The sequence below is a fragment of the Bradyrhizobium sp. SZCCHNS3016 genome (genome assembly GCF_032484535.1).
In the GTDB taxonomy this organism is placed as follows: Bacteria; Pseudomonadota; Alphaproteobacteria; order Rhizobiales; family Xanthobacteraceae; genus Bradyrhizobium.
Window position 1 is genome coordinate 143,064 of the sequence record NZ_JAUETE010000013.1, and the last position, 24,826, is coordinate 167,889.

General features: G+C 65.6%; 19 protein-coding genes and 1 tRNA gene. 10 read left to right on the forward strand and 10 right to left on the reverse strand.

The genetic code is table 11. The features are described from left to right. Window positions 1-35: 35 nt before the first annotated feature. Genes QW881_RS23830 through QW881_RS23840 form a run of 3 tightly spaced genes read right to left on the reverse strand, consistent with a single transcriptional unit; the run spans window position 36 to window position 2,912 of the window. Window positions 36-1,076: a DNA polymerase III subunit delta' gene (locus tag QW881_RS23830; RefSeq protein ID WP_315737980.1), complete on the reverse strand. Its 1,041-nt coding sequence runs from the start codon at window positions 1,074-1,076 to the stop codon at window positions 36-38. Further along, window positions 1,073-1,753, reverse strand: coding sequence for a dTMP kinase (gene tmk, locus QW881_RS23835; protein WP_315757481.1), 681 nt, complete (start codon window positions 1,751-1,753; stop codon window positions 1,073-1,075). Before tmk ends, QW881_RS23830 begins: the two co-directional genes overlap by 4 nt. A 4-nt stretch (window positions 1,754-1,757) precedes the next feature. Continuing rightward, window positions 1,758-2,912 carry a D-alanyl-D-alanine carboxypeptidase family protein gene (locus tag QW881_RS23840; protein ID WP_409999013.1) on the reverse strand — a complete coding sequence of 385 codons (1,155 nt, stop codon included), beginning with the start codon at window positions 2,910-2,912 and terminating at the stop codon, window positions 1,758-1,760. Window positions 2,913-3,181: 269 nt separating this feature from the next. Between QW881_RS23840 and QW881_RS23845 the strand changes: the two genes are divergently transcribed. Continuing rightward, window positions 3,182-4,135, forward strand: coding sequence for an alpha/beta hydrolase (locus QW881_RS23845; RefSeq protein ID WP_315757479.1), 954 nt, complete (start codon window positions 3,182-3,184; stop codon window positions 4,133-4,135). On the opposite strand, the gene QW881_RS23850 is transcribed toward QW881_RS23845, so the two are convergent. The 4 genes from QW881_RS23850 to QW881_RS23865 form a co-directional block, all read right to left on the reverse strand. Further along, window positions 4,132-4,650 carry a GNAT family N-acetyltransferase gene (locus tag QW881_RS23850; RefSeq protein ID WP_315757478.1) on the reverse strand — a complete coding sequence of 173 codons (519 nt, stop codon included), beginning with the start codon at window positions 4,648-4,650 and terminating at the stop codon, window positions 4,132-4,134. The genes QW881_RS23845 and QW881_RS23850 overlap by 4 nt on opposite strands. An 18-nt stretch (window positions 4,651-4,668) precedes the next feature. Beyond that, entirely contained in the window at window positions 4,669-5,217 is a 549-nt protein-coding gene (locus tag QW881_RS23855) for a phage tail protein (RefSeq protein ID WP_315757477.1), read from the reverse strand. Window positions 5,218-5,279: 62 nt separating this feature from the next. Next, window positions 5,280-5,807 carry a phage tail protein gene (locus tag QW881_RS23860; protein WP_315757550.1) on the reverse strand — a complete coding sequence of 176 codons (528 nt, stop codon included), beginning with the start codon at window positions 5,805-5,807 and terminating at the stop codon, window positions 5,280-5,282. A 129-nt stretch (window positions 5,808-5,936) separates the two neighbouring features. Further along, the gene (locus QW881_RS23865; RefSeq protein WP_315757476.1) at window positions 5,937-6,479 is read right to left on the reverse strand and encodes a phage tail protein; all 543 of its coding nucleotides are present in this window, start codon (window positions 6,477-6,479) and stop codon (window positions 5,937-5,939) included. A 545-nt stretch (window positions 6,480-7,024) separates the two neighbouring features. Between QW881_RS23865 and QW881_RS23870 the strand changes: the two genes are divergently transcribed. Beyond that, on the forward strand, window positions 7,025-12,550 hold the full coding sequence (locus QW881_RS23870) for an IPT/TIG domain-containing protein (RefSeq protein ID WP_316158806.1): 5,526 nt from the start codon (window positions 7,025-7,027) through the stop codon (window positions 12,548-12,550). A 76-nt stretch (window positions 12,551-12,626) separates the two neighbouring features. On the opposite strand, the gene QW881_RS23875 is transcribed toward QW881_RS23870, so the two are convergent. Continuing rightward, window positions 12,627-13,547, reverse strand: coding sequence for a septal ring lytic transglycosylase RlpA family protein (locus QW881_RS23875; RefSeq protein WP_316158808.1), 921 nt, complete (start codon window positions 13,545-13,547; stop codon window positions 12,627-12,629). Window positions 13,548-14,471: 924 nt separating this feature from the next. Here QW881_RS23875 and QW881_RS23880 point away from each other — a divergent pair. After that, window positions 14,472-14,561, forward strand: a tRNA-Ser gene (locus QW881_RS23880). Between the two features lie 115 nt (window positions 14,562-14,676). On the opposite strand, the gene QW881_RS23885 is transcribed toward QW881_RS23880, so the two are convergent. Together QW881_RS23885 and QW881_RS23890 are read right to left on the reverse strand one after the other, a co-directional pair. Further along, entirely contained in the window at window positions 14,677-16,110 is a 1,434-nt protein-coding gene (locus QW881_RS23885; RefSeq protein WP_316172907.1) for a hypothetical protein, read from the reverse strand. Window positions 16,111-16,389: 279 nt separating this feature from the next. Beyond that, on the reverse strand, window positions 16,390-17,118 hold the full coding sequence (locus tag QW881_RS23890; RefSeq protein ID WP_410052054.1) for a Spy/CpxP family protein refolding chaperone: 729 nt from the start codon (window positions 17,116-17,118) through the stop codon (window positions 16,390-16,392). A gap of 408 nt (window positions 17,119-17,526) precedes the next feature. Between QW881_RS23890 and QW881_RS23895 the strand changes: the two genes are divergently transcribed. From QW881_RS23895 to QW881_RS23925, 7 genes are all read left to right on the forward strand, one after another. Continuing rightward, window positions 17,527-18,867 (forward strand): ABC transporter substrate-binding protein, encoded by a 1,341-nt coding sequence (locus QW881_RS23895; RefSeq protein WP_315757472.1) that lies wholly within the window; start codon window positions 17,527-17,529, stop codon window positions 18,865-18,867. A gap of 123 nt (window positions 18,868-18,990) precedes the next feature. After that, window positions 18,991-19,926, forward strand: a complete 936-nt coding sequence (locus QW881_RS23900; protein WP_315737945.1) for a sugar ABC transporter permease — start codon at window positions 18,991-18,993, stop codon at window positions 19,924-19,926. Further along, on the forward strand, window positions 19,926-20,837 hold the full coding sequence (locus QW881_RS23905; protein WP_315757471.1) for a carbohydrate ABC transporter permease: 912 nt from the start codon (window positions 19,926-19,928) through the stop codon (window positions 20,835-20,837). Before QW881_RS23900 ends, QW881_RS23905 begins: the two co-directional genes overlap by 1 nt. Before the next feature lie 19 nt (window positions 20,838-20,856). Further along, window positions 20,857-21,957 carry a sn-glycerol-3-phosphate ABC transporter ATP-binding protein UgpC gene (locus QW881_RS23910; RefSeq protein WP_315737943.1) on the forward strand — a complete coding sequence of 367 codons (1,101 nt, stop codon included), beginning with the start codon at window positions 20,857-20,859 and terminating at the stop codon, window positions 21,955-21,957. Between the two features lie 28 nt (window positions 21,958-21,985). After that, entirely contained in the window at window positions 21,986-22,984 is a 999-nt protein-coding gene (locus QW881_RS23915; protein WP_315757470.1) for a hydroxyacid dehydrogenase, read from the forward strand. 235 nt (window positions 22,985-23,219) lie between these two features. Next, window positions 23,220-23,630, forward strand: coding sequence for a hypothetical protein (locus QW881_RS23920; RefSeq protein ID WP_315757469.1), 411 nt, complete (start codon window positions 23,220-23,222; stop codon window positions 23,628-23,630). Between the two features lie 172 nt (window positions 23,631-23,802). After that, window positions 23,803-24,594, forward strand: a complete 792-nt coding sequence (locus QW881_RS23925; protein WP_315757468.1) for a transporter substrate-binding domain-containing protein — start codon at window positions 23,803-23,805, stop codon at window positions 24,592-24,594. Window positions 24,595-24,826: the final 232 nt, after the last annotated feature.

Sequence of the window (24,826 nt, forward strand, 5' to 3'; positions counted from 1 at the left end):
TGATCCTGATGATCCCGGGATGATGGTCGGCGCGGTTACCGCGTGGCTTCGGCGAGCATCCCGAACACCGAGAAAACCAGCGGTTTTCGCTCCAGATTATAGGATTCGGTGTCGCGCGCGGCGCGGACGATCTTTTCCCATACCTCCGCCAGCCGTGCAAGGCGCGGCAGTTCCGCGTTGGGATCTGCGGCCCGCAGCCGCTCCGCCACCCAGCGCTCGATGCTGTCGAGGAAGCTCGCCAGCGCGACGCGGTCGCTGGTGCCGAGCGCATCGCCCAGGGCATGCAGCTCGCCCGGGTCGATCCGGGGCAGGCTCGCGAGCAGCGCGGCGGTCCGCGTCTGCAGCTGCAGCCCGTCGCCGCCCAACAGCATCAGGGTCCGCGCGACGCTGCCCTCGGAGGCCCTGGCGGCCTCGCGCAGCGCCGGATCGGCTCCGTCCATTCCGGTGGCCTCGGCCGCGGCGCTGACGACGTCGTCGGTCGACAACGCCCGCAGCGCCAGCCGGCGGCAGCGCGATTTGATGGTGGCGAGCACCCGTGCCGGCGCGTGGCTGACCAGCAGGAACAGCGACTGCTGCGGCGGCTCCTCGAGGATCTTGAGCAGCGCGTTGGCCGCGTTGGGATTGAGCTCGTCGACTGTGTCGACGATGCACACCCGCCAGCCCTCGACCGCCGCCGTCGAGCCGAAGAACGAGATCGTCTCGCGGGTCTCGTCCACGGTGATGACGGTGCGCAGCACGCCCTTGTCGTTGGCCGAGCGCTCCAAGGTGAGCAGCCCGCCATGAGCCTCGGAGGCGATCAGCCGGGCCACGTGATCGTCCGGGTCCACGTACAGCGAGCCGGCGGTACGCACCGCGTCCGAGGCAGGATCACGGTGGGTGAGCACGAAGCGCGCCATGCGGTAAGCCAAGGTGGCCTTGCCGATGCCTTGCGGGCCGCCGATCAGCCAGGCATGCGCCATCCGGCCGCTGCGATAGGCCGACAGCAGCGCCGCCTCGGCGTCGCGATGGCCGAACAAGGCGGTGGTTTCGCGTGGATGACGGACCGCGATCTCCGGCTCGACCTTGCGTGCGCTCATGACGCCGCCGCCACTTCCGTGAACAGGCGCTCGCGCACGGCGTCCCAAACGAGCTGCGAGACGGTCTCCGCGCTCGCCGTCGCGTCGATCAGCACGCAGCGCCGGGGATCCTCGGCGGCAATGTTGTGAAAGGCCTCGCGCAGCCCCTTGTGGAACTTGATGTCCTCGCCTTCGAACCGGTCCGGGGTTCCGGCGCCGCGCCGCGCCCCGGCACGCTGCAGACCGATCTCGACGGGAACATCGAGGATGAGGGTCAGATCCGGCTTGAGGTCGCCGATCGTCACCCGCTGCATCGCATTGAGCACGTCCGGCGCGACCTTGCCTTGGCTGCCCTGGTAGGCCCGGGTCGAATCGAAGAAGCGATCGCACAGCACCCAGCTGCCCTGGTTCAGCGCCGGCAGAATCACGTTGCGCACGTGGTCGTCGCGAGCGGCGGCAAACAGCAGCGTCTCGGCCTCCGGGCCCAGCAGTCTGCCCATGCCCGACAGCACGAGGTGGCGCATGATCTCCGCGCCCGGTGAGCCCCCGGGCTCGCGGGTCAGGACCAGGCGCACACCCTCTTTCTGCAGATGGTCCGCCAGCATCTTGATCTGCGTCGATTTTCCGGCGCCCTCGCCGCCCTCGAAGGTGACGAATCGGCCGCGGCCAGGACCACGTTTCAAAGCTGCTTCCGCCATGTCTCTAGAGCTTCTCGGCCCCGGCGCGGAACATCCCGATCACGAGCTCGCTGACCCCATCGATCGCACGCCGCATCGTGGACCCCTTGCCCACCGCCTCCGCAGCATAGACAGGGGCCTCCATGGCGATATTGGGGCCGCGCCACACCCTGACAACCCCGACCTTCTGCCGGGGCTCGACGGGAGCCCTGACCGGGCCACTGTAGACGATGCGGGCGATCAGCTTGTCGCCGCCGTTCTTCTGCACCATGACCTTGACCGGCACCGGGCTCGACAGCTTGACCGAGCGGCTCTCGCCGCCGAACACCTTGGCGTAGCCGATCGGCTGCTCCGCGGCGAACAGGGTGCGGGTCTCGAAATTGCGGAAGCCCCATTCCAGCATCTTCTTGGCCTCGGTGGCGCGGTCCTCGGAATCCTCCAGGCCATTGACGACCACGATCAGCCGCGTGCCGTTCTGCACGGCCGAGCCGACCATGCCGTAGCCGCCTTCCTTGGTGTAGCCGGTCTTGAGGCCGTCGGCGCCCTCCATCGCGTTCAGCAGCGGGTTGCGGTTCTGCTGCCGGATCTTGTTCCAGGTGAACTCCTTCTCGCCGAAGATCTTATAGAACTCCGGGAAATCCAGGATGATGTGCCGGGCGAGCATGGCAAGCTCACGCACCGTCATCTTGTTGCCGGGATCCGGCAGCCCGTTGGAATTGGCGAAGGTCGATTTGGTGAGGCCGAGCTCGCGCGCCCGCTTGGTCATGTAGTCGGCGGCGAAGATCTTCTCGTTGCCGGCCATGCCCTCGGCGAGCGCGATGCAGGCGTCGTTGCCGCTCTGGATGATGGCGCCGTGCAGGAGGTCGCTCACCGACACCTTGCTGTTGAGCGCGGCGAACATCGTCGAGGTGCCGGAGGGCGCTCCGCCCCGGCGCCAGGCATTCTCGCTGATGCGGTATTCGTCATTGAGCTTGATCGTGCCCTCCTTGACGGCGTTGAACACCACCTCGGCGGTCATCAGCTTCATCATGCTGGAGGGTGCGCGCAGCTCGTCCGCGTTCTTCTCGAACAGAACACTGCCGCTGTTGGCCTCGATCAGGATCGCGGTCGGCGCGTCGCCGTCGAAGCCGCCATCCTCCTTGCGCGCGCCCTGGACGCTCTGGTTGGCAGCGAGAAGCACGCCGCTCCAGCCGACGGCAACCGCCACGGCCAAGGCGATGAGCGCACGCGTCGTCCGTCCGGACGTGAAACCGGCGCGACGCAGCAGTAAGGTCATGAAATCCATCGGCTAAGCTCTGGAGCGCACTGGGAATCTAGCAGCTGCGGGGGGCGCAAACAACTCGGCAATCCCGCGGATCAGACCGCTCTCCCGTGGATTTGCACGGCCTTTCGCGCGGTGCGATACGTCCTGGGCCGGCAATCAAAAGTCGAGCAATCAAGGGGGAAACGGTGTCATCGACGCGGATCATCAAGGCCAACGGAATCGAGCTGTTCGTGCGCGAACAGGGCGAAGGCCCGCTTGTCGTGCTGTGCCACGGCTGGCCCGAACTGTCGTATTCGTGGCGGCACCAGATTCCTTCCCTTGCCGCTGCGGGCTATCGGGTCGTGGCGCCCGACATGCGCGGGTTCGGCCGCTCGCAGGCGCCTGACCACATCGGCGCCTACACCATCTTCGACACGGTCGGAGACGTGGTCGGACTGGTCGGGGCGCTCGGCGAGCGCCAGGCCGTCATCATCGGCCACGACTGGGGCGCGCCGGTCGCCTGGCATGCGGCGCTGTTCCGACCGGACCTGTTCAGGGCCGTTGCCGGACTGAGCGTGCCGCCGCCGTTCCGCGGCCGCAGCCGGCCGCTCGAGACGCTCCGCGCCGGCGGCATCGAGAATTTCTACTGGCAGTATTTTCAAACGCCCGGCGCGGCCGAGGCCGAGCTCGAGCGCGACGTGGCGCTGACGATGCGCACGATGCTGGCGCGCGGCTTCTCCGATCCGCAGTCGCTGTTCGTCGCGCCGGGGAAGGGTTTTCTCCGCGCGGCGCCCCCTGACATTCCTCTGCCTGCGTGGCTCAGCGAGGCCGACCTCGCCGAGTTCGTCGCGGCCTATCGCGCCTCCGGCTTTCGCGGCGGCCTGAACTGGTATCGCAACATCGACCGCAACTGGGAGCTCACGGCGCCGTGGCAGGACGCGCAGATCCGCCAGCCGTCGCTGTTCATCGCCGGCAGCGCGGACGCGGTCGTGACCGGGATCATCGGTGCCAAGCGCGTTCAGGAGATGGCGCGCGTGCTGCCGGATCTCCGGCGCAAGCTGATCATCGACGGCGCCGGGCACTGGATCCAGCAGGAATGCGCTGCCGAGGTGAATGCGGCGCTGATTGCGTTCCTGCGCGAGGTGGCTCCTGCTCGCTAGCACGCGAGCGACCGCTCCATCGTGCGATGCGACGCCGTCGCCTCGTCCGCGACGTCGCGGAAGCCAAGCCGGACGTAGAACCTTATCGCGTCCTCATTCGTCGTCGCGACCGCGAGCGAGAGCGCGCCGGCGCCCTGCTCCCGTGCCGCCGTGGCGACCGCCTGCATGATCTCGCGTCCGACACCCGCGTTGCGCGCGCCCGGCAGCAGTGCGAGATCGACCACGTGCCATCTCTGCGCCGCGCGGTCGAGCAGCAGCCGCCCGACCGGCGCGTCGTCACGGAGGATGATCAGCGATTGCGCCGCAGGACACTGCGCCGCATGGCCCTCGACCTGCGCGCGATATTGCTGCGCCAGCACGAGGTCGAGCATCGCAGGCGGCAAGCCGGCTGCGGCAAGTTGCGCGCCTTTCACGGATTTGAACAGATTATGCAGGAACGGCTCGTCGGCGGCCTCGGCAAGCCGCAGCCGCAATCGGGCGTCGCGTGAGACTATCTCGGATTCGATCGTCGTCACGCCGACCGAGCTCACCGCTCAGGAGTTGTTGAACGACGGATAGATGCCGGCATAGGCGATGCACCAGATCAGCGCCTGAGTCGGCTGCGTGTTGTCATGGGGCAGCCCCTGCCCGGTGAACGTCATGGCGTTCGGTGCGAGAGTGGTGGTGCTCGGCAGCGGCACGAAGCCATTGAAGATGGGATCGATGGCGACCATGGTCGCGGCCGTACCGGGACCAGGCGCGGCATTCGCTGCTGTCTTGCTTCCCAACTGCAAAGCGTGGGTGTGCGCAGCCATCTCACTGGTCGTCAGGTTGACCGTGCTGCTCCCGATCGATTCACCGATCACGCGGGGCTGAAGACCCGCACCGTCGCCTTGACTGTTGGTGATGCAGCCGCTCAGGTTGGGCAGTTGAAAATTGCTGGTCCCATTGCCGCCGAAGGCGGTGCCGATCAACGCGAACAGTGGTGTGAATCGTTGGATCGGCAGCAACTGGCCGAAGCACGGCAGCCAGGCCTGGTTGAAGCCCTGAGCTGCAAATGTAAACGGAAAGGCCTGGATTTCGCCGATATACGGGTCCGACACGTGGTCTCTCCTCAAATCCAGTGAAGCGTGAAATCTGCCGACGCGCGTAGGACGAGGCGCGATCAGCCCGATGACGGAAAGATGCCGGCGAAGCAGATGCAGTAGTTGCCCACGACCGTCGGCATGATGTTGTTGTGCGGCAAACTGTTGCCTGCAAGCGCGACGCCTGCCGCCATCGTCTCATACGGCGCGGCGTCTGCTGCCGGCGCGTACAGATTTCCGGCTGACGCCGTCGCCAGGTGAACGGTCGCACCCGGCGTCTGCGTTTCCGCCGTGACGGTCGACGACATCAGCGCGTGGCTATGCGCGGGCATCTCGTTGTCGATCAGGACGTGTCCGTCCTCTCCGGCGATTTCGCCGAGCACATAGAGCGGCAGAGCCGGTCCCTGCCCCTGGCCAATCGGCACCCGGCCGCGCAGATCGGGCGCATTGAAGGTCTGCACGCCATCGCCGCCATAGGTGGTGCCGATGATGGCATAGAGCGTATCGTATTGTGCGATCGCCAGGCTTTGTCCATTGCAGGCCAGCCAGCCATCCGGCACCCGTGGAAACCCGAACAGCCGGATTTCGCCGATAAAGGGGTCTGACATCGCCGAAGTCCCTTTCAAGTATCGATTGCAAATCAATGTCGGGAACGTGTCGCCTCTCACGAAGCGCAGTTCGGAAAAGCTCAATCATGGAAGCGGTTTGCTGGAGCTGAACGCTTCGCGATCGAAGTCTCAGTCGCGAGACGGAAAGACGCCGTTGAGCGCAATCATGTAGTTGATGACCAGGTAGGGCTGCAGGTTGTTGTGCGCTTGGTTGCCGCCGTCATCGACAACATTCGTACCCGGCGCGAGCGGCACTTCTCCGCTGCCTGCGGTCAGGAAAATAGACTTCGGGCCGGCTGGCGGAATCGTGTTTGTGCCGAAAAGATTGTTGGCCGGAGCAGCTCCCCGTCCCGATCCCTGGGCTGTCGATGCCTGAATCATGTGATTGTGGCTGGGAAGCTGTTGCGTGTTCAGGGTCACCGAAACCGTGCCGCTGGTCATGCCGGCAGGAAAGTTGCCGCTGCCGCCGGTGGACCCGAGAATTGCGCGGCCGCGCAAGTCGGGGAGCCCGAAGGTCCTGACGCCGTCACCACCGTAGTACGTCCCGAGCAATGAAAACAGCGCCTGATTGGTCTGGATTGCCAGGAGGGCGCCGTTGCACAGCGCCCACCCTCTCGGCACCGTCGTGCCGGCAAAGGGCATGATCTGACCCAGGATGGGCTGTAGCGGCATGCTCCCCCCTCTTGCAGCAGGCGATGGATCGCCTTGTCATTGAAGCGCGGAATATCGACGCGCGGTGGATAAGAAAAACACAGTGCGTCACGATGCATATGCTCGCAAAGATTGTTAGTGGGCGGAACCGGCGCCGTCAAGCCCGCACGCGCAGTCATCGAGAGCAACAACTTCTGGCAGTGTCGCTCGCAGCGAGCGGCGCTGAGTCGGCTCCCGCGCAAGATGTGCTGCCGCGGGAGGCGCGGCGGACCTAGGCGGTTCCACCACACACTGCCCTGTTGCCGAGCTGCAACTGATGGTCGAAAAGCGCGCGCACGGGTTACGTTTCACCGGGAACGATCGTCTGCATGCTTGCTCGCAGCGATCGGTCACGGCCTAATGCACGCAAACGACCGAATACGTACAATAACAGTCGAATTTTTGATCAAAGAATTTGTAGCGGCGTCGTCCAGCTCGAGGACGTGCCGCGAGGGGGCTTGGTGAATTTCACGAGTCGGACCGGACAGAGCTGTCTCGCGGTATTTCGCGCGGCCGCATGGCAAGCAATGCGACTGGCCTGTGTCGCTGCTGCGGTGCTGCTTGGCTCCATGGCCGCTGCGACTGCAGCCTGCAATTTCTCGTCCGGATCGACCAGCGCCGCCGCGATCACCATCAACGGAACCGGTGGCGGCAACACGGTCGGCCTTTGCGTGAGCGACGACCACGTTTTATGGGGCCTCTACGGCACATCGATTGGAACGAACCCGAACGCTGACGCCAATGTCACTTATCCGATGACCGGTGCGGCAACGAATACCAATCTGAACTACTCGAGTAGTAAAGCCACCTACACCATTTCGCCGGTGCAGGATTCCGGCAATCTCACTTTCCCTGAATACGACATCACATTGAATACGGTCTCGGGATCGGGCACCGACACGATCACGCTCTGGTATGCGCACAACTGCTCATTCTCCGGCAATTGTTCCGCGCCATCGACGACGGACACGACCTTCACCATCACCGTCACCCTGCCGGCTCCGACCGTCACGGCCGTCTCGCCGACGTCGGGCACCGTCGCGGGCGGCACCTCCGTGACGATCACCGGCACCGGCTTCACCGGTGCGACCGCGGTCAATTTCGGCGCCACGCCAGCCACCGGCTTCACGGTCAACTCGGCAACCTCGATCACCGCGACATCGCCCGCAGGGACGGGCACCGTCGACATCACCGTGACCAGTGGCGGCGTGACATCGGCAACCTCGGCGGCGGATCATTTCACCTATCTTGTCACACCGACCGTGACCTCGATCTCGCCGACGGCAGGACCGGCAACCGGAGGCACTTCCGTAGCGATCACCGGGACCGGCTTCACCGGCGCCACCGCGGTCAATTTCGGCGCAACGGCTGCAACCGGCTTCACGGTCAATTCCGCCACCTCGATCACCGCGACATCGCCGGCCGGGACCGGCACTGTCGACGTGACCGTCACGACTCCCGGCGGGACTTCGGCAACCAGTGCCGCCGATCAATTCACCTATGTTGCAGCACCGACGGTGACCTCGATCTCGCCGACATCGGGGCCTGGTGCCGGCGGCACCTCCGTGACGATCACCGGGACCGGCTTCTCCGGCGCGACCGCGGTCAATTTCGGCGCCACGCCTGCCACCGGCTTCACGGTCAATTCCGCCACCTCGATCACCGCGACATCGCCGGCCGGGACCGGAACTGTCGACGTCCGCGTCACGACCACCGGCGGCACGTCGGCCACCTCGGCTGCCGACCAGTTCACCTACATTCCCACCCCGACTGTGACGTCGATCTCACCGACAGCGGGCCCCACGGCCGGCGGCACGACGGTGACCGTGACCGGCACCGGCTTCACCGGTGCGACTGCGGTCAATTTCGGCGCCACGCCAGCGACTGGCTTCACCGTCAATTCGGCCACCTCGATCACCGCGACATCTCCAGCCGGGACCGGCACAGTGGACGTCCGCGTGACCACCGCCGGCGGCACCTCGGCGACCTCGGCGGCGGATCAATTCACCTATGCCGCCGTGCCGACCGTGACCTCGATCTCGCCGACCGCAGGTCCGACAACCGGCGGCACCTCAGTGACGATCACCGGCACCGGCTTCACCGGCGCGACCGCGGTCAATTTCGGCGCCACGCCTGCCACAGGCTTCACGGTCAATTCCGCCACCTCGATCACCGCGACATCGCCGGCCGGCACCGGCACGGTGGACGTAACCGTCGCCACCGCGGGCGGGACTTCAGCAACCAGTGCCGCTGATCAATTCACCTATGTCGCCGCACCGACGGTGACCTCAATCTCACCGACATCGGGGCCTGGTGCCGGCGGCACCTCAGTGACGATCACCGGCACCGGCTTCAGCGGGGCGACCGCGGTCAATTTCGGCGCGACGCCGGCGACCGGATTCACGGTCAACTCGGCCACCTCGATCACCGCGACCTCGCCCGCCGGCACCGGCACCGTCGACGTCCGCGTCACCACCGCCGGCGGCACCTCGGCGACCTCGGCGGCCGACCAGTTCACCTACATCCCCGCCCCCACCGTGACCTCGATCTCGCCGACATCGGGTCCCGTCGCCGGCGGTACGACGGTGACCGTCTCCGGCACGAACTTCACCGGCGCCACTGCTGTCAATTTCGGCGCCACGCCAGCGACTGGTTTCACCGTCAATTCCGCCACCTCAATTACCGCGACCTCGCCGGCAGGGACCGGCACGGTCGATATCCGCGTGACCACCGCTGGTGGCACCTCGGCCACTTCGGCCTCGGATCAATTCACCTATATTGCCGTGCCGACCGTGACCTCGATCTCGCCAACGGCAGGCCCGACGACCGGCGGCACTTCAGTCACGATCACCGGCACCGGCTTCACCGGCGCCACCGCTGTCAATTTCGGCGCCACGCCTGCCACCGGCTTTACGGTCAATTCCGCCACTTCGATCACTGCGACATCGCCCGCCGGCACCGGCACGGTGGACGTAACCGTCACCACCGTCGGCGGAACGTCGGCAACCAGTGCCGCCGATCAATTCACCTATGTTGCAGCGCCGACGGTGACCTCGATCTCACCGACATCGGGGCCTGGTGCTGGCGGCACCTCGGTGACCATCACCGGCACCGGCTTCAGCGGGGCGACCGCGGTCAGTTTCGGCGCCACGCCGGCGACCGGCTTCGCGGTCAACTCGGCCACGTCGATCAGCGCAACAGCGCCGGCCGGCACTGGGACCGTTGACATCAGGGTCACGACCGCAGGCGGCACCTCGGCGACCTCGGCAGCCGACCAGTTCACCTACATCCCCGCACCGACAGTCACCTCGATCTCGCCGACGTCAGGTCCGGCGGCTGGCGGCACCACGGTGACCGTCACAGGCACGAACTTCACCGGCGCCACCGCGGTCAATTTCGGCGCCACGCCGGCGACCGGATTCACGGTCAACTCGGCCACCTCGATCACCGCGACCTCGCCGGCCGGCACCGGCACCGCCGACATCAGGATCACCACTGCAGGCGGGACCTCGGCGACTTCGGCGGCCGACCAGTTCACCTATATCGGCCCGCCGACCGTGACCTCGATTTCGCCGACATCCGGGCCTGTCGCCGGCGGCACCTCCGTGACCATCACCGGGACCGGCTTCACCGGCGCGACTGCAGTCAATTTCGGCGCCACACCGGCGACCGGGTTCACCGTCAATTCCGCCACCTCGATCACCGCGACCTCACCGGCGGGGACCGGCACGGTCGACGTCCGCGTGACCACGCCGAGCGGCACCTCGGCGACGTCGGCCGCCGATCAGTTCACCTACTCGCCGGTACCGACCGTGACGTCGATCGCGCCGGCCGCCGGGCCGTTGGCGGGGGGCACGTCGGTGACCATCACCGGCACCGGCTTCACCGGCACCACGGCGGTGAATTTCGGTGCGACGCCGGCAACCGGCTTTACGGTCAACTCCGCCACCTCGATCACCGCGACCGCGCCGGCCGGCACCGGCACCGTCGACGTCAGGGTGACCACCGCTGGCGGCACTTCGGCCACCTCTGCGTCGGATCAATTCACCTATACGACAGCTCCGACCGTCACCTCGGTCGCACCGACCGCCGGACCTGGGATCGGCGGCACCTCGGTGACCATCACCGGCACCGGATTCACGGGGGCGACCGCGGTCAATTTCGGCGCCACCGCCGCGACCAGCTTCACCGTCAACTCGGCCACCTCGATCACGGCGACATCGCCAGCGGGGACCGGCACCATCGACATCAGGGTCACAACCGCCGGCGGCACCTCGGCGACCTCGGCGGCTGACCAGTTCACTTATATCGGCGCGCCCACCGTGACATCGGTCGCACCCGCGTCGGGACCTGCGTCAGGAGGAACCACGGTGACGATCACCGGTACCGGCTTTGCCGGCACCACCGGTGCGGGAGGCGTCAAGTTTGGCGCCGTCAATGCGGCAAGCTACACGGTCAATTCGGCGACCTCGATCACGGCAACGTCCCCGCCAGGCACGGGCGCGGTCGATGTGACCGTCACCAACAGCGGGCAGACGTCCGCGACGTCAGCCTCAGACCGGTTTACCTATTTGTCGGCGGCGACGCAGACCGCCCTGACCTCCTCGCAGAACCCCAGCCAGGCCGGTCAGGCCGTGACGTTCACGGCGACCGTGACCGGGTCCGGCGGAACGCCGACGGGCACGGTGACGTTCAGCGACAATGGCACGCCGATCGGGACGGCCACGCTGAGCGGCGGCGTTGCCGCCTTCACCACATCGGCGCTTGCGGTCGGCAGCCACACCATCATCGCAAGCTATGCCGGCAGCCCGACCTTCGCGCCCAGCACCTCACCCGGCCTGGCGCAGACCGTGAACGTGCCGCTCGACAGCGTCAGGCTGCGCGCCCTGCAGCTCAACGTCACCAAGATGGTGGCGCAGAACTCAGGCCAGGCCATTTCCGGGGCGATTGACGATGCGATCGCCGACGGCTTCAACGATGGCGGCGCGTTCGTCACTCCCGGCAACGGTCGAATCCGCTTCAATTTCTCGGCTGACCCGCGGGACCAGGACGACGCCTCGGCGGTCCCGAGCTCGGCCAATCCGGGCAGCAGCGCCTTTACAGACCGCGGCGGAAACGCGGGACCGGACGGCAGACCCGCCCGTGGCCGGTCGCGCATCGACAATGCCTTCGCAGCGATCGACCAGCAGACGCCGAAGAAGGCGTTGCCCAAATGGCACGAGGACAAGCAGTGGCTGCTATGGGCCGATGTGCGTGGCACCAACATCGACCGTTGGAGCACGACGAGCACGTTCGGCGTCAGTCAGGCAAGCCAAACCTCGCTCTACGGCCAGCAGCTCAACGCGCTGATGGGGTTGACCTACAAGGTGACGCCGAATGTCCTGGTCGGCGCACTCGGCGGGTATGAGACCTTCAGCTACACCGAGCAGGATATCAACGGGAAGCTGAAGGGAGACGGCTGGACGGTTGGCGCCTATCTCGGCTGGAAGATCTTGCCGACACTCCGCTACGATGCGACGGTGGCCTATTCCGGCATCGGCTATAACGGCACGGCCGGGACTGCGCAGGGCAATTTCAACGGCCAGCGCTGGATGGTGTCGACGGGACTGACGGGCATGTACAAGGCCTACGGCTTCCTGCTCGAGCCCTCGACCAAGGTCTACGCGCTGTGGGAGCACCAGAATGCCTATACCGATTCCCTCGGCACCCGGCAGGGCACCAATGACTTCGCCAGCGGCCGTGCGTCCGGCGGTCTGAGGGCCGCCTACCCCGTCGCCTGGTTCGACAGCGGCATCGTGCTGACGCCGTTCGTCGGCATGTATGGCGACTACTACTTCAACAAGGAGGATGCCAACACGCTCGCCAACGGCGGCACGGGCCTGGCCTCGACCCCGCTGCTGCAGGGCTGGTCGGCGCGCGCCACGGGCGGTCTCGGCATCAGGGCGCCGGGCGGCGCCAGCGTCGGGCTCGGCGCCGAGTTGGGCGGCATCGGCAGCACCACCCGCGTCTGGACCTACTCGGCGAGAGCGCGCGTGCCGTTCTCGGCCCAATAGAGCTTTGCTGATCGCCGGAATCAAAACCGCCCCGGCATGGGGGCGGTTCACGTGAACAAGTCGTGCTTGGCGGAGGTCAGTACAGGCCGCGGCCGCTCATGATGTCGCGCGCCTCGTTGGCGCCGTCGTTCGCCTCTGCCCTGCCTTGCGAGACGTAGCGGCCGTCCTGGTCATAGGACACGGCGCGCGGGTTCTCGAGGTTGCGGCCCCGCGTTCTGCCGGACGCCGACATTTCCGAGGTCGCCGCAATCGAGGCCATGTCGGCCGAACCGTTGCCGAGCGTATACGGCCGCCCCTCGGGCAGCGGGATCTCGCCGCGGATCGGACGGCCCGCGCCCATCTCGGGCACGAACGGCCTGGCCGAGGCGACGCGCACCAGCGAGGGGGCCGGCGCCGGGATGCCGGTGCGCAAGGTCGCCATCAGCTGGGTATCGTCGGAGCCCTCCAGCGGGGCGCGGCCGACATATTCGACCCGCACCTTGGCGATGCCGTTGCCCTTGAACTCAAGCAGATCGGCCGCCTTGTTGGAGACGTCGATCAGCCGGTTGCCGTGGTAAGGGCCGCGATCATTGATGCGGACGATGAGCGATTTGCCGTTGGCGAGATTGGTGACGCGGGCGTAGCTCGGCAGCGGCAGGGTCGGATGGGCGGCTGTCAGCGACGTCATGTCGAAGACCTCGCCATTGGCGGTCAGCCGGCCGTGAAAATCATCGCCATACCAGGAGGCCATGCCCTCGGCGCGATAGTTCGTATCCTCCTCGGGGACATAGGTCTTCCCGGCCACGGTATAGGGCTTGCCGATGCGGTAGACGCCGCCGCCCTTCGGCACCGGCTCGCCGAAGCCGACGACGCGCGGGCTCGACGACACGCCGTATTTCGGATCGACCTTGCTGGCGAACTTGTTGGACGAGGCGCAGTTCGCGACCATCAGGCAGGCGAGGACGGCGACGGCACTGCGCACCGCTCTCTCGACCGGATCTGTTTGACCAATCCCCATCGACCCCAATTACCAATGTGCCGGTCGCAGCCGAGCCATCCCATCAGGCCTGCGCGTCCCGGCTTGTCCCCGAGTCGCATCCCCGCAACTCAATGCACAAGGATAACGCAACCCGAACACGGCGGAAATGGGGTGGGCCCCGTCGTGGTTAACCGGAGCTTTCCGGTGGTTGTGACGCGGACGATAGCCGCCCAAGCGTGCACTCCGCCCTGCCTCCTCGTTGCGAGTGCACCTTTTTGGACACATATGTTGCGTGAAATCCTCACTTGGGAGTGTTCTCATTTCCCGGGACCTGAATCATTTTGACTGTGCAGGGCTGCACGTCGTTTGCTTCACGTGGGGCGCAACAGGGTGTGTTCGCTATGATCGAAGCAATGACGGCAGTGATGGGCTTGGTTGGCGCCGGGATCTTCCTTGCTCATGCGTTTGAAGGGGTCCGCTCGCGGGCCTGATTCCGGACGGATCGGACAGCCGACGTCATGGTCGGCTCTCGTCCGCTTCGATGATTTCGTCCGCTTCAAGAACGACACTTCAGGAACATCCCTGAAGCCGGCAGTTTCGACCAACAGATCTTTCAGACCGCTCTTCGTCCGGTCCTCCGCTTCTTCCGATCGACGTGAGGTCGGACCGGCAGCCCAGCTGTAGAAGGTGGCCCATGCGATACCCAGACCTGCGACGTCAGGACGTTGGACGTCCGGACTTGCTTTCGAGCAGCTTTCTCGCCCTGGCAGCGCTGAGCACGGCAGTGTTGTGCTCGGGTCTGATGGTTTTCGCACTCCGCTAAGCCGCGGGCTTTGAGCTGATGCCGTCCGGGCAGGCGTGAATGCGCCGTTGACGAGCCGCAAGCCAGCACCCTAAACAAGGATCGCGTCGCTACCGCGCCGTCATGGCGCGGGTATCGCCGTTCCGGACACGACGCCGGATGGAAGGGTGGCCGAGTGGTTTAAGGCACCGGTCTTGAAAACCGGCGTGCCCGCAAGGGTACCGTGGGTTCGAATCCCACCCCTTCCGCCAAGTCTCCTTCCACGTCCCCGAACTTGCCGCTGATCCGGGACCCGATGGATCGGCTGGCCGCGCACAACGCTGGCGAGCGCGCCCGCAGCCCCCCTGCTCAGAGCTGCGCGTCCGGTCAACGACCAGGGTGCGCGCCATGGCTTGCCTGCGGCGCGCGGTGGCCGTTCACGGCGCCGGCGGTCTCGGAGGGCACGCCGACCCGCTCCATCAGTTCGCGAACGTCGCGGATGCGGTTGTCGAGAAGGCCGTGCATCTCGCTGAGCGTCCAACGCAGCTCATCCAGCGCGCCCGGCGCCGCGTCGGGAAAATGCGAGAGATGATAGACCATCTCGTTGAGGACCTGCCGCAGCCCGTACAGGTCGTCATGGGCGAGCTTCTGGACATCGAGCTGGCCGAGCAACCGCTGCACGAAGCTGCGCCGATCGGGCGGCACATGGCGCAGATCGACGAACCGGTTGACGTGGAAGGCTCGCGGCGCCTCGGCACTGCCGGCCGCTTGGGCCAGCGCGAGGCGCACGTTGTCCGCGTTGAGATCCTCGGTATCGACGGAGAGCGTGTTCGGGAACAGGCTCTTGTAGCGTTCGATCAAGGCGTGGGTCTTGTCGTAGTACCAGCCGAACTTGTCGGCCAGCGACAGATCCATCCATTGCTGCCTCGACATCTCTCCGAAGTGGAAAGCGGTCGGACGCTTGCGACGCGCGGCCGGCGAATCGGCGTAGTAGAGGTGGTTCTGCGGCGACAGCTCGGCATTCTCCACCAGGCTTGCGATGCACGCCGCCCGGTCGCGCCGGCGCAGATGCACCAGCGTGACCTGATCGCCGAGGAGCTCGGCGATGATCGGCAGCACGGCCGCGTAGCCGTTGCCGACGACGCAAGCATGGGGGCAATCGAGGATCGTCTGACGAATCTGATCCGCGAAGCCGGGATCGTTGGTTTCCTTGAGCTGGCAGAACAGCTCATTGAGCTCGCTCGACGCCCATTCGTGCACGGCCCTGTCGCCGTTGCCCTGGTTGTCGAACACCTCCTGCATCATCCGCGTCAGCGACGTCGTGCCGTCCCGGCCGGTGCCGACGCACAGCACCCGCAGCGTGGAAGGTGGAGAATTCCTCAGGGCCGCGTCGCGGCCATTGCCGGAGGGGCGCGTCGCTCCATTGTCCGAGACCACGGCCAGGCGCTTACGCGCCAGCCGGCGAAGCTCCGCGGACGCCGCCTCCCACTCCAGCCTGTAGCCGTCGCGCTCGTCGCGCAGGCGGCCCATGATCACGCCCCTCTCTTCGGTGATGCGCCTGTACCGCTCGGACTCATCCTTCGCAGCGACCAACTCCGCTTGCAGCGCATCGACGAAGCGTTTCACGTCCGCATCGAGGCGGCTTTCGGTGCTGGCGGTGCCAATCCCCAATCGGTTCTCGATCCACCGGCGCAGTCGCACTCTCGACAACAATAATCCTCCAAGACATCGAGCCGAACGGCCTGCTGATCGTCTGCCGCCCGATCGCTGCTGCGATTCAGCACGCCTGCGAAGGCCGCCCTGCCGGCTCCGACTCTCCATGTAATACAATTGCAATGTACATCAAACCTGCATCGCAATTCGGTTGCAGAGGCAGCGATGGTGGCCGGCACGTTGCGCGAGCCGCGCCCGCTCATGCCCGATAAATGTGCATGCCGCGGAGCCTGCTTTCTCCCGACCATGCCGTCAACGCGACCAATTGCCATTCTTAGGGTATTATTGTACCGTGATGCGGCGCGACCGCAGTGGTCATGCGTCGCGGCATGCCGCAGGCACCGCTGCTGCCAACGGCGCAGCCCCGACGACGCCAACTCCGTTGAGCTAGTCCAGTCCGCGCTCGCGACTCAGGCGCACCATCTCGTCGATGAAGATCTGCTTCTGCTTGTCGTCGAGGCTGGTGAACAGCGGTTCCGACGTGTCGGCCACAGCGCGCTGATCGGCGGCACGATCGACCAGGAACTGAGCCTCGTTGCGCATCTGCTCGACGATGTCATCCGGCGGATCGCGCTTCGACCGCGCGATGCGCAGCTCGAGTCGATCCGCGCCGTTGCGGCCGAGCGCGTGCATCGCGTCGGCGAACGGACCCCAGTTCTTCGCCTGCTCTTCCGTCAGGTTCAGCCCGGCCTTCAGGCGCTCGATATTGCTGTCGCTGTTGGCGACGATCTGTTCGGCCGTGAGTTGCGGGACGCCCGGCTGCGTCAGCAGCGGCGTCGCCTTGGCGACCTTGCTCGTCTTCGTCGCCTTGGAAGGCTTCGCCTTCCTGCCCTCGGCCGGCGGTGCCTCGGGCTGCGTACTTTGCTGGCCGCCGTTGCCGGTGAACGCCCCGGTCACGCCGGTGACCACGCCGACGACACCGCCGATCGCGCCGCCGAGCACACCGCCGACCGGGCCCGCCGCCCTGTTGCCTTCGCGCGCGCCCTGCTCGACGCCCTTGAACAGGCCCTGCGCGGCAGGCTGACGCGGCAGGCCCGCGAGGCCGATGAGGCCTATTGACACTCCTATTGCGATGCACCGGAAAGACCGGCGCCAAATGCCGGCGGGGCTCGTCATCATCAGTTCAGGCTCCGTGCAACACGTCCGACCGTCGCGCGCAGTCGCGGGTCGTGACGGCCATGATTCCAACGAATTCTATCGTTGCCGCAACGCGCAAGTCCATCGGCCGCATGCAGTGCGATGCATCGAGCGCGTTCGGCTAGACTGATTCCTGCTCTGCTTCCTGCTCTGCCGGGACGCGCCTTGCACTGCAGCGCTCAGCGCTGCGATGCAATCAGTTACGGACCTGCGACGAATTGTGCCCGCCATTAGTTCAAGGATTCGCCTCACCTGCTTTCTCGACAGCCGCTCGCAATTCTGCTCTGATTGCACCCAAGCGAAATCCATGCGCGCATGACGCGACGCAACAACTAACAAATCGGATTCGCATTGACAGAATGCTTGGCTCACCAGGGAGGGAACGCCATGTCACGGAGGAAGCTGAACCGTCGACAATTCGTTGCTGCGACCGCTGCCACCTCGGCGGTCATGATTGCCGCGCCCTATGTGCGCGGTGCCTACGCCGCCGGCAAGCTCTCGATAGGCTTCTGGGACCATTGGGTTCCGGGCGCCAACCAGGCCTCGACCGATCTCGTCAACGAGTGGGCCGCCAAGGAGAAGGTCGAGGTCCAGATCGACTACATCACCAGCCAGGGCAAGAAGATCGAGCTGACGATCGCCGCCGAGGGCGCCGCGAAGTCCGGCCACGATCTGATCGCCATGCCGACCTGGTGGCCGCATGCGCATGCCGAACTGCTGGAGCCGGTCAACGACATCATGGGGCCGATCATCCAGGAGAATGGCGAGGTCAACGGCACCGTCAAATATCTCGGACAGTCCGGCGGCAAATGGCTCGCCGTGCCGGCCTGCGTCGGCAGTCAGATCAAGGGCCCCTGCACCCGCATCGATCTCATGAAGAAGCATGCGGGCATCGACGTGCAGGAGCTGTATCCGGCCGGCTCTCCACCGAAGGCCGACAGCTGGACCACTGAGACCTTCCTGAAAGCGGCGGAGGCCTGCCAGAAGGCTGGCGTGCCGTTCGGCATCGGGCTCGGCGAAACCACCGATAGCGTGGACTCCGCCGGCGCGTTCTTCCAGGCGTATGGCGCCGAGCTGGTGAATGCCAAGGGCGATGTCACGGTGAAGACGGATGCCGTGCGCCAGGCGCTCGAGTTCTACAAGCGGCTGATCGCGGCACTGCCGCCGGATGTCGCCTCATGGGATGACGCATCGAACAACAAATGGCTGGTCTCGGGCAAGGGCGCGATGATCATGAATCCGCCGAGCGCCTGGGCGGTGGCCAAGCGCGACGCGCCGCAGATCGCCGAGCAATGCTGGACCCACGGCTTCCCGGCCGGCCCCAAGGGCCGCTTCGCGCCGTTCCTGCCCTACTTCTGGAGCATCTGGTCGTTCTCCAAGAACAAGGAGGCCGCCAAGAGCCTGATCGTGCACCTGTCGAAGCCGGCATCGATCGAGAAGATGGTGGTGGCGAGCGGCGGCTACGATCTGCCGGCCTATCAGAAGCTGACGACGCTCAAGGTGTGGCAGGAGGAGGGACCGCCGAAGGGGACGCTCTATCACTATCCCAACCCCTATAATCACCAGACGCTGTCGATCGCAGCCTCCCCTGCTCCGCCCAAGATCGCGCAGCAGATCTATGCGCAGGCGACGATGACCAAGATGTGCCTGCGCTACGCCCAGGGCGAGAAGATGGAATCGACCCTCGCCTGGGCCGAAGGCGAGTGCGAAGGCTTCATGCGCAGCTGAGGCATGTTGAAGCAACGTCGGTGGTCCGCTTCAGCAGGCGGGCCGCCTCCTTTCACCTTGTCAGTGTTCCCCATCCAGTGAGGACCCCGCCGTCGCAGGGGACATCACGAGGAGCCTTTTTTCATGGTTGATGCCGCCATCGGTGAAAACGCCGTCGCCCGCCCTCGCGCGGCCCGCCGCAATGGTCTGCACAGGGCGTTGAAGCGGAAATCGACCGCCGCTTTCCTGATGACGCTGCCGCTGATCCTGCTGATCGTGCTCCTCGTCGTTTATCCCGCCCTGTATTCGGTGCATCTGGCGACGTTGAACAAGTCGATGCAGCGCTTCGTCGGTTTCGGCAATTTCGAGTTCCTGTTCAAGCGCGACACGTTCTGGCTGGTCGTCAAGCAGTCCTGCATCTTCGCGATCACCGCCGTCGTGTTCAAGGCGCTGATCGGCTTCATCGTCGCGCATTTTGTCCACAACATCCCCGCCAAGGGGCAGCGCAAATGGCGCGGCATGCTGCTGGTACCCTGGGTGATCCCGCCGGCGATGAGCACGCTGGCCTGGCTGTGGCTGTTCGACCCGTCCTACAGCGCCTTCAACTACACACTCGCCTTCTTCGGCATCGGGCCGATCCCGTGGACCGGCGACGCCGCCTGGGCGCGATTCTCGGTGATCCTGGTCAACATCTGGTACGGCGCGCCGTTCTTCATGATCATGTACCTGGCATCGTTGAAATCGGTTCCCGAGCAGCTCTATGAGGCCGCGGCGATCGACGGCGCCAATTGGTGGCAGCGCATCTGGTACGTGACCCTGCCGATGATGCGCAACATCATCGCCATCACGACGCTGTTCTCGCTGATCGTGACGTTCGCCAATTTCGACATCGTCCGCATCCTCACCGCCGGCGGCCCGCTCGACAAGACGCACATCTTCGCGACCTGGGCGTTCCGCGTCGGCATCGAGGGCAGCGACATTCCGCTCGGCGCCAGCGTCTCGCTGTTCATGGTGCCGATCCTGGCGGTGGCCGCCATCTTCATCCTGCGCGACGTCAACAAGCGGGGGAACGAATCCTGATGAGCACCGTCACGATCGACAAGGCCGGCCCGACCCGTGCCGTCAAATATGGCTCGATGAGCCGCGACCGCGCCTGGGCGCTGCGCTGGTCGTATTTCTTCCTGACGCTGTTCGCGATCTTCTCGCTGGTGCCGCCGCTCTACATGCTGATCACCTCGTTGAAGGGCAGCGCAGAGATCTCCGCGGCGACCAATCCGTGGTGGGTGTTCCACCCGACGCTGGAGAACTATCTCGAGCTGCTGACCTCGAACCAGTTCATGCGCTTCTTCTTCAACTCGGCCATGGTCTCGATCGTCGTCGTGATCATCACCATGCTGATCAGCATCCCCGCGGCGTTCGCGCTGTCGCGGATGAAATTCTGGGGCTCGGCCACGCTCGCGACCGGCGTTTTCCTGACCTACCTGATTCCGGACAGCCTGCTGTTCATCCCGCTGTTCAAGATGTTCGCGCTGATCGGCGACGTCACGGGCATCCAGCTGATCAATCGCTGGTACGTGCTGCTGTTCATCTATCCAACCCTGACGGTGCCGTTCTGCACCTGGATCATGATCGGCTATTTCGCCTCGATCCCGAAGGAGCTCGACGAGGCCGCGATCATCGACGGCGCCTCCTGGCTGCAGACGCTGACGCGGATCTTCATTCCCGTCGCCCTGCCCGGCCTGATCGCCGCGACGATCTTCGCCTTCACCGTCTCCTGGGCGCAGTTCCTGTATCCGCTGGTGTTCACGACCTCGACCGACCAACTGGTGCTGCCGGTCGGCATCGTCACGAGCCTGATCAAAGGCGACGTCTTCAACTGGGGACAGATCATGACCGGCGCGCTGCTTGGCGCGGCGCCGCCGCTGATCATCTACGCGTTCCTGATGGACTATTACATTGCCGGACTCACGGCCGGCGCGACCAAGGGCTGATGACGGGGGTTGACCACACATGGCTGAAGTGAGCTTGCGCAAGGTCGTGAAGCGTTATGACGACGTCGAGGCGGTCAGGGGCATCGATCTCGATATCGCCGACCACGAGTTCGTCGTGCTGGTCGGCCCGTCCGGCTGCGGCAAGTCGACGACATTGCGGATGATTGCAGGGCTCGAGGACATCTCCGACGGAGACATCACCATCGGCGGCGACGTCGTCAACGACGTCCCTCCGAAGGACCGCGACATCGCGATGGTGTTCCAGAACTACGCGCTCTACCCGCACATGACGGTGGCCGAGAACATGTCGTTCGGGCTGCGTCTGAAGCACTATCCGAAGGCCGAGATCAAGAGCCGCGTGGCGGAGGCCGCGCGCATGCTGGATATCGCCGACCTCGTCGACCGCAAGCCCAAGCAGCTCTCCGGCGGCCAGCGCCAGCGCGTGGCGATGGGCCGTGCGATCGTGCGCAATCCCAAGGTCTTCCTGTTCGACGAGCCGCTGTCAAACCTCGACGCCAAGCTGCGCGTGCAGATGCGCATCGAGATCAAGAAGGTGCACCAGAAGGTCCGCACCACGACGGTCTACGTCACCCACGACCAGGTCGAGGCGATGACCCTGGCCGACCGTGTCGTGGTCATGAACAAGGGCCGCATCGAGCAGATCGGCACGCCGAACGAGCTGTACCACAATCCAGCGACACGCTTCGTCGCCGGCTTCATCGGCTCGCCCGCGATGAACTTCGTGCCGTGCCGGCTCGAGGAGGCCAATGGCCGGCTCCACATCCGCCTTACCGACCGCATCGCCTTTCCGCTGCCGCCGGCGCGCGCCGCGCGCTATCAATCCGTGTCACGAAATGAGCCGCTGCTGCTCGGCATCAGGCCGGAGCACATCACCGAGACCAAGCCGCATGCGGAGCCTGGGATTGAGCCGTTCGAGGCGCTGCTCGACGTCACCGAGCCGATGGGTATGGAGACGCTGGTCTACTTCACCCTCAACGAGACGCCGGTCTGCGGGCGGGTCAACCCCAACGCCGGCGCGCGGGATGGCAGCCCTCTGCGCATGGCAATGGACCTCAACAACATGCACCTGCTAAACGAGGCGACCGGGCTCGTGATCTGACGAGCACAAGAAGCTTCAAGGGCAGGATATGACCACCAGGACGGCAACCAACAAGAACAAGATCCTCGTCACGGAATCCTTCTCGGCCAAGGGACGCGCGCTGCTCGCGGCGCGCGACGACGTCGAGATGATCGAGTTCCCCAACATGATCTCGGCGGCGGACTTTTCTGCGCTGCTCACCTCCCATGCCCCGGTGCATGGCGTCGCCCTCGGTGCGACCCGGTTCGGCGAGCCGGAGCTCGTCGCTGCCGGCGACATGAAGGTCGTGACTCGGATCGGCGTCGGCTTCGACGCGGTCGACGTGCCGGCGCTGAGCCGCCACAAGGTGCCCTTGATGGTCGCCGGCACCGCGAATTCGCCGTCGGTCGCCGAGCAAGCGCTGTTCATGATGCTGACGCTGGCAAAGCGCGCCAACGAGATGCATGCGATGGTCAGGGACGGCACCTGGGGCGCGCGGCTCGGCGTGCTGCCGTTCGATCTCTACGGCAAGACCGTGCTGATCATCGGCTTCGGCCGCATCGGCACCCGTACCGCCAAGCGCTGCCTGGCGATGGAGATGCAGGTGCTGGTCTACGACCCCTACAAGCCGGCCGCCGACATCACCGCCGCCGGCTGCGAGCCGGTGACCGACCTCGACGCCGCGCTGCCGCGCGCCGATTTCGTCAGCATCCACTGCCCGAAGACGCCGGAGACCATCGGCCTGTTCAATGCCGCGCGTCTGCGGCTGATGAAGCCGACCGCCTATCTGATCAACACCGCGCGCGGTGGCCTGATCGACGAGGCCGCGCTGTACGACGCGCTGGTGTCCGGCCGCCTCGCCGGCGCCGGGCTCGACGTGTTCGAGCAGGAGCCGCCGCCGGTCGGCCACGCGCTGCATGCGCTACCCAACGTGATCATGGCGCCGCACGTCGCCGGCGTCACCCGCGAGGCCGTCGACCGCATGAGCGAGCAGACCGCGCGCAACATCCTGAGTGTGCTCGACGGCGATCCGATTCGGCAGAACGTGATCAATCAGGACGTGCTCTGAGTCGCGGGCTGGCGCCGACTCGCGCTGATAGATCTGCTCAGTACGTGAATGGTCATGGCCGGGCTCCGTCCCGGCCATCCACCTTTGGAGCACGGGCCCTCCTGCACTCCTCGGGATCTTCGTCCACCGCTTTGTCGCCCAATTTTGAACGCATTGTTGCATCTCGCCCAGATTTCGCTACAACTATAGCTATTGGCGTCGGCGTTTGCGCGCGTCAGTAGGAACAGAGGCGATCATGAGTGTTGCGACGGAGCACGCGCTCGCAACGATAGCGAGCATCCTCGACAAGCCGGAGTCTGCGAAGCGTGACGACCGGGCGGCCGCGCCTGCTCCCAACTCTCCCGCCAAGAAGGCCGCAGGCACGGTGGTCTCGTTCGATCAGGCCGACGGCTACACCAAGATCGGGCCCGGCCCGATCTCTGCGATCCGCTTCCGCTGGACCGCGCGGCGCGGCGAAGACGGCTACTACGTCGACGAGACCGTCGGGCCGACCTCGATCGCCGTCAGCAGCGGCCCGATGACGGCCGAAGCCGCCATCGACATGGTCGACACCCGTGCGCACGAGGCGGCAGAGCGCTTCGAGGCGCTGAAGAACGAGATGACCGGCAAGGGTTCGTTTGCTCCGGTAGAACCCGGCCGGACCTAGCGCTCGGTCGCCCCGCATCGTTGAATGATGCGCGGCATTGCCTGGTGGACCTGCAGGCTCGACCGCCGGCGGCGGCCGGGAGCCGATCCGAACGGCCGCCCCCTGCCCCTCGTCCAGCGACACCGCTTCGTATAAGAAGAACCTCGTCCCACTCAAGCCGAGGTGTCGCATCATGGGGTTCTTCGATCGTCCGCTGTCCGTCCTGACTGGGCTCGTCCTCGTCTGTAGCCTTGCCCTCCCGGCGGCCGCCGAGCAGGCCTCGCGCCTCGACGAGATCATGCAGCGCGGTAGCTTGCGGGTCGGCATGACCGGCGACTACAAGCCGTTCACCTATCTCGACAAGGCCACCGGCAAATTCTCCGGTTTCGACGTCGACATGGCCGAGTCGCTCGGCAAGGCGCTCGGCGTCAAGGTCGAGTTCGTGCCGACCAGTTGGCCGCAACTGATGAAGGATTTCGAGGCCGACAAGTTCGACGTCGCCATGGGCGGCGTGTCGATCACGCTCGACCGCCAGAAGAAGGGCTACTTCTCGACCGCGATCATGCGCGAGGGCAAGACGCCGATCGCTCGCTGCTCGGACACGTCGAAATACCAGACGCTGGCCGACATCGACAGACCGGGCACCCGCGTCGTCGTCAACCCCGGCGGCACCAATGAGCGCTTCGCCCGCGCCAACGTCAAGGCCGCCGACATCCGCGTCCACAACGACAACGTTACGATCTTCGAGGAGATCGCCAAGGGCGACGCCGACCTGATGATGACGGACGCGTCGGAGACGCGCTATCAGCAGAAGCTGCATCCCGGCGTGCTCTGCGCCGTCCACCCCGAGAAGCCGTTCGACTTCTCCGAGAAGGCCTACTGGCTGCAGCGCGACGTCGCCCTGAAGGCGTTCGTCGATCAGTGGCTGCATATCTCCACGGAGAACGGCAGCTACCAGGCGATCTACAAGAATTGGTTTGATTGACGTTGGCATTTGCCCCGCGCGACTCCTGTCGGAACCATCGCTTCAAACCGGGCGCGCGCCGGAGTGGCAGGAATTCACCAGACCTTCGGTCGCCATGCCCGGCTCGCCCGGGCATTCACCCCGGCTTGCGGAATCTACCCCATGGGGGTATATCGTGGTCGATGACGTCGACCCTGGCAGCCATCGCGTCCGCGATGGCGCAGTTTGACCCGTCTCAAGGACTGCCTCCAGA

What these genes read in the sequence shown, in the direction of transcription:
- QW881_RS23830 (WP_315737980.1), bottom strand. Translation starts at nt 1,076, where the DNA reads ATGAGCGCACGCAAGGTCGAGCCGGAGATCGCGGTCCGTCATCCACGC.
- QW881_RS23905 (WP_315757471.1), top strand. Translation starts at nt 19,926, where the DNA reads ATGAGCACCGTCACGATCGACAAGGCCGGCCCGACCCGTGCCGTCAAA.
- QW881_RS23910 (WP_315737943.1), top strand. Translation starts at nt 20,857, where the DNA reads ATGGCTGAAGTGAGCTTGCGCAAGGTCGTGAAGCGTTATGACGACGTC.
- QW881_RS23885 (WP_316172907.1), bottom strand. Translation starts at nt 16,110, where the DNA reads ATGGAGAGTCGGAGCCGGCAGGGCGGCCTTCGCAGGCGTGCTGAATCG.
- tmk (WP_315757481.1), bottom strand. Translation starts at nt 1,753, where the DNA reads ATGGCGGAAGCAGCTTTGAAACGTGGTCCTGGCCGCGGCCGATTCGTC.
- QW881_RS23925 (WP_315757468.1), top strand. Translation starts at nt 23,803, where the DNA reads ATGGGGTTCTTCGATCGTCCGCTGTCCGTCCTGACTGGGCTCGTCCTC.
- QW881_RS23920 (WP_315757469.1), top strand. Translation starts at nt 23,220, where the DNA reads ATGAGTGTTGCGACGGAGCACGCGCTCGCAACGATAGCGAGCATCCTC.
- QW881_RS23860 (WP_315757550.1), bottom strand. Translation starts at nt 5,807, where the DNA reads ATGTCAGACCCCTTTATCGGCGAAATCCGGCTGTTCGGGTTTCCACGG.
- QW881_RS23900 (WP_315737945.1), top strand. Translation starts at nt 18,991, where the DNA reads ATGGTTGATGCCGCCATCGGTGAAAACGCCGTCGCCCGCCCTCGCGCG.
- QW881_RS23915 (WP_315757470.1), top strand. Translation starts at nt 21,986, where the DNA reads ATGACCACCAGGACGGCAACCAACAAGAACAAGATCCTCGTCACGGAA.
- QW881_RS23875 (WP_316158808.1), bottom strand. Translation starts at nt 13,547, where the DNA reads ATGGGGATTGGTCAAACAGATCCGGTCGAGAGAGCGGTGCGCAGTGCC.
- QW881_RS23870 (WP_316158806.1), top strand. Translation starts at nt 7,025, where the DNA reads ATGCGACTGGCCTGTGTCGCTGCTGCGGTGCTGCTTGGCTCCATGGCC.
- QW881_RS23890 (WP_410052054.1), bottom strand. Translation starts at nt 17,118, where the DNA reads ATGACGAGCCCCGCCGGCATTTGGCGCCGGTCTTTCCGGTGCATCGCA.
- QW881_RS23895 (WP_315757472.1), top strand. Translation starts at nt 17,527, where the DNA reads ATGTCACGGAGGAAGCTGAACCGTCGACAATTCGTTGCTGCGACCGCT.
- QW881_RS23865 (WP_315757476.1), bottom strand. Translation starts at nt 6,479, where the DNA reads ATGCCGCTACAGCCCATCCTGGGTCAGATCATGCCCTTTGCCGGCACG.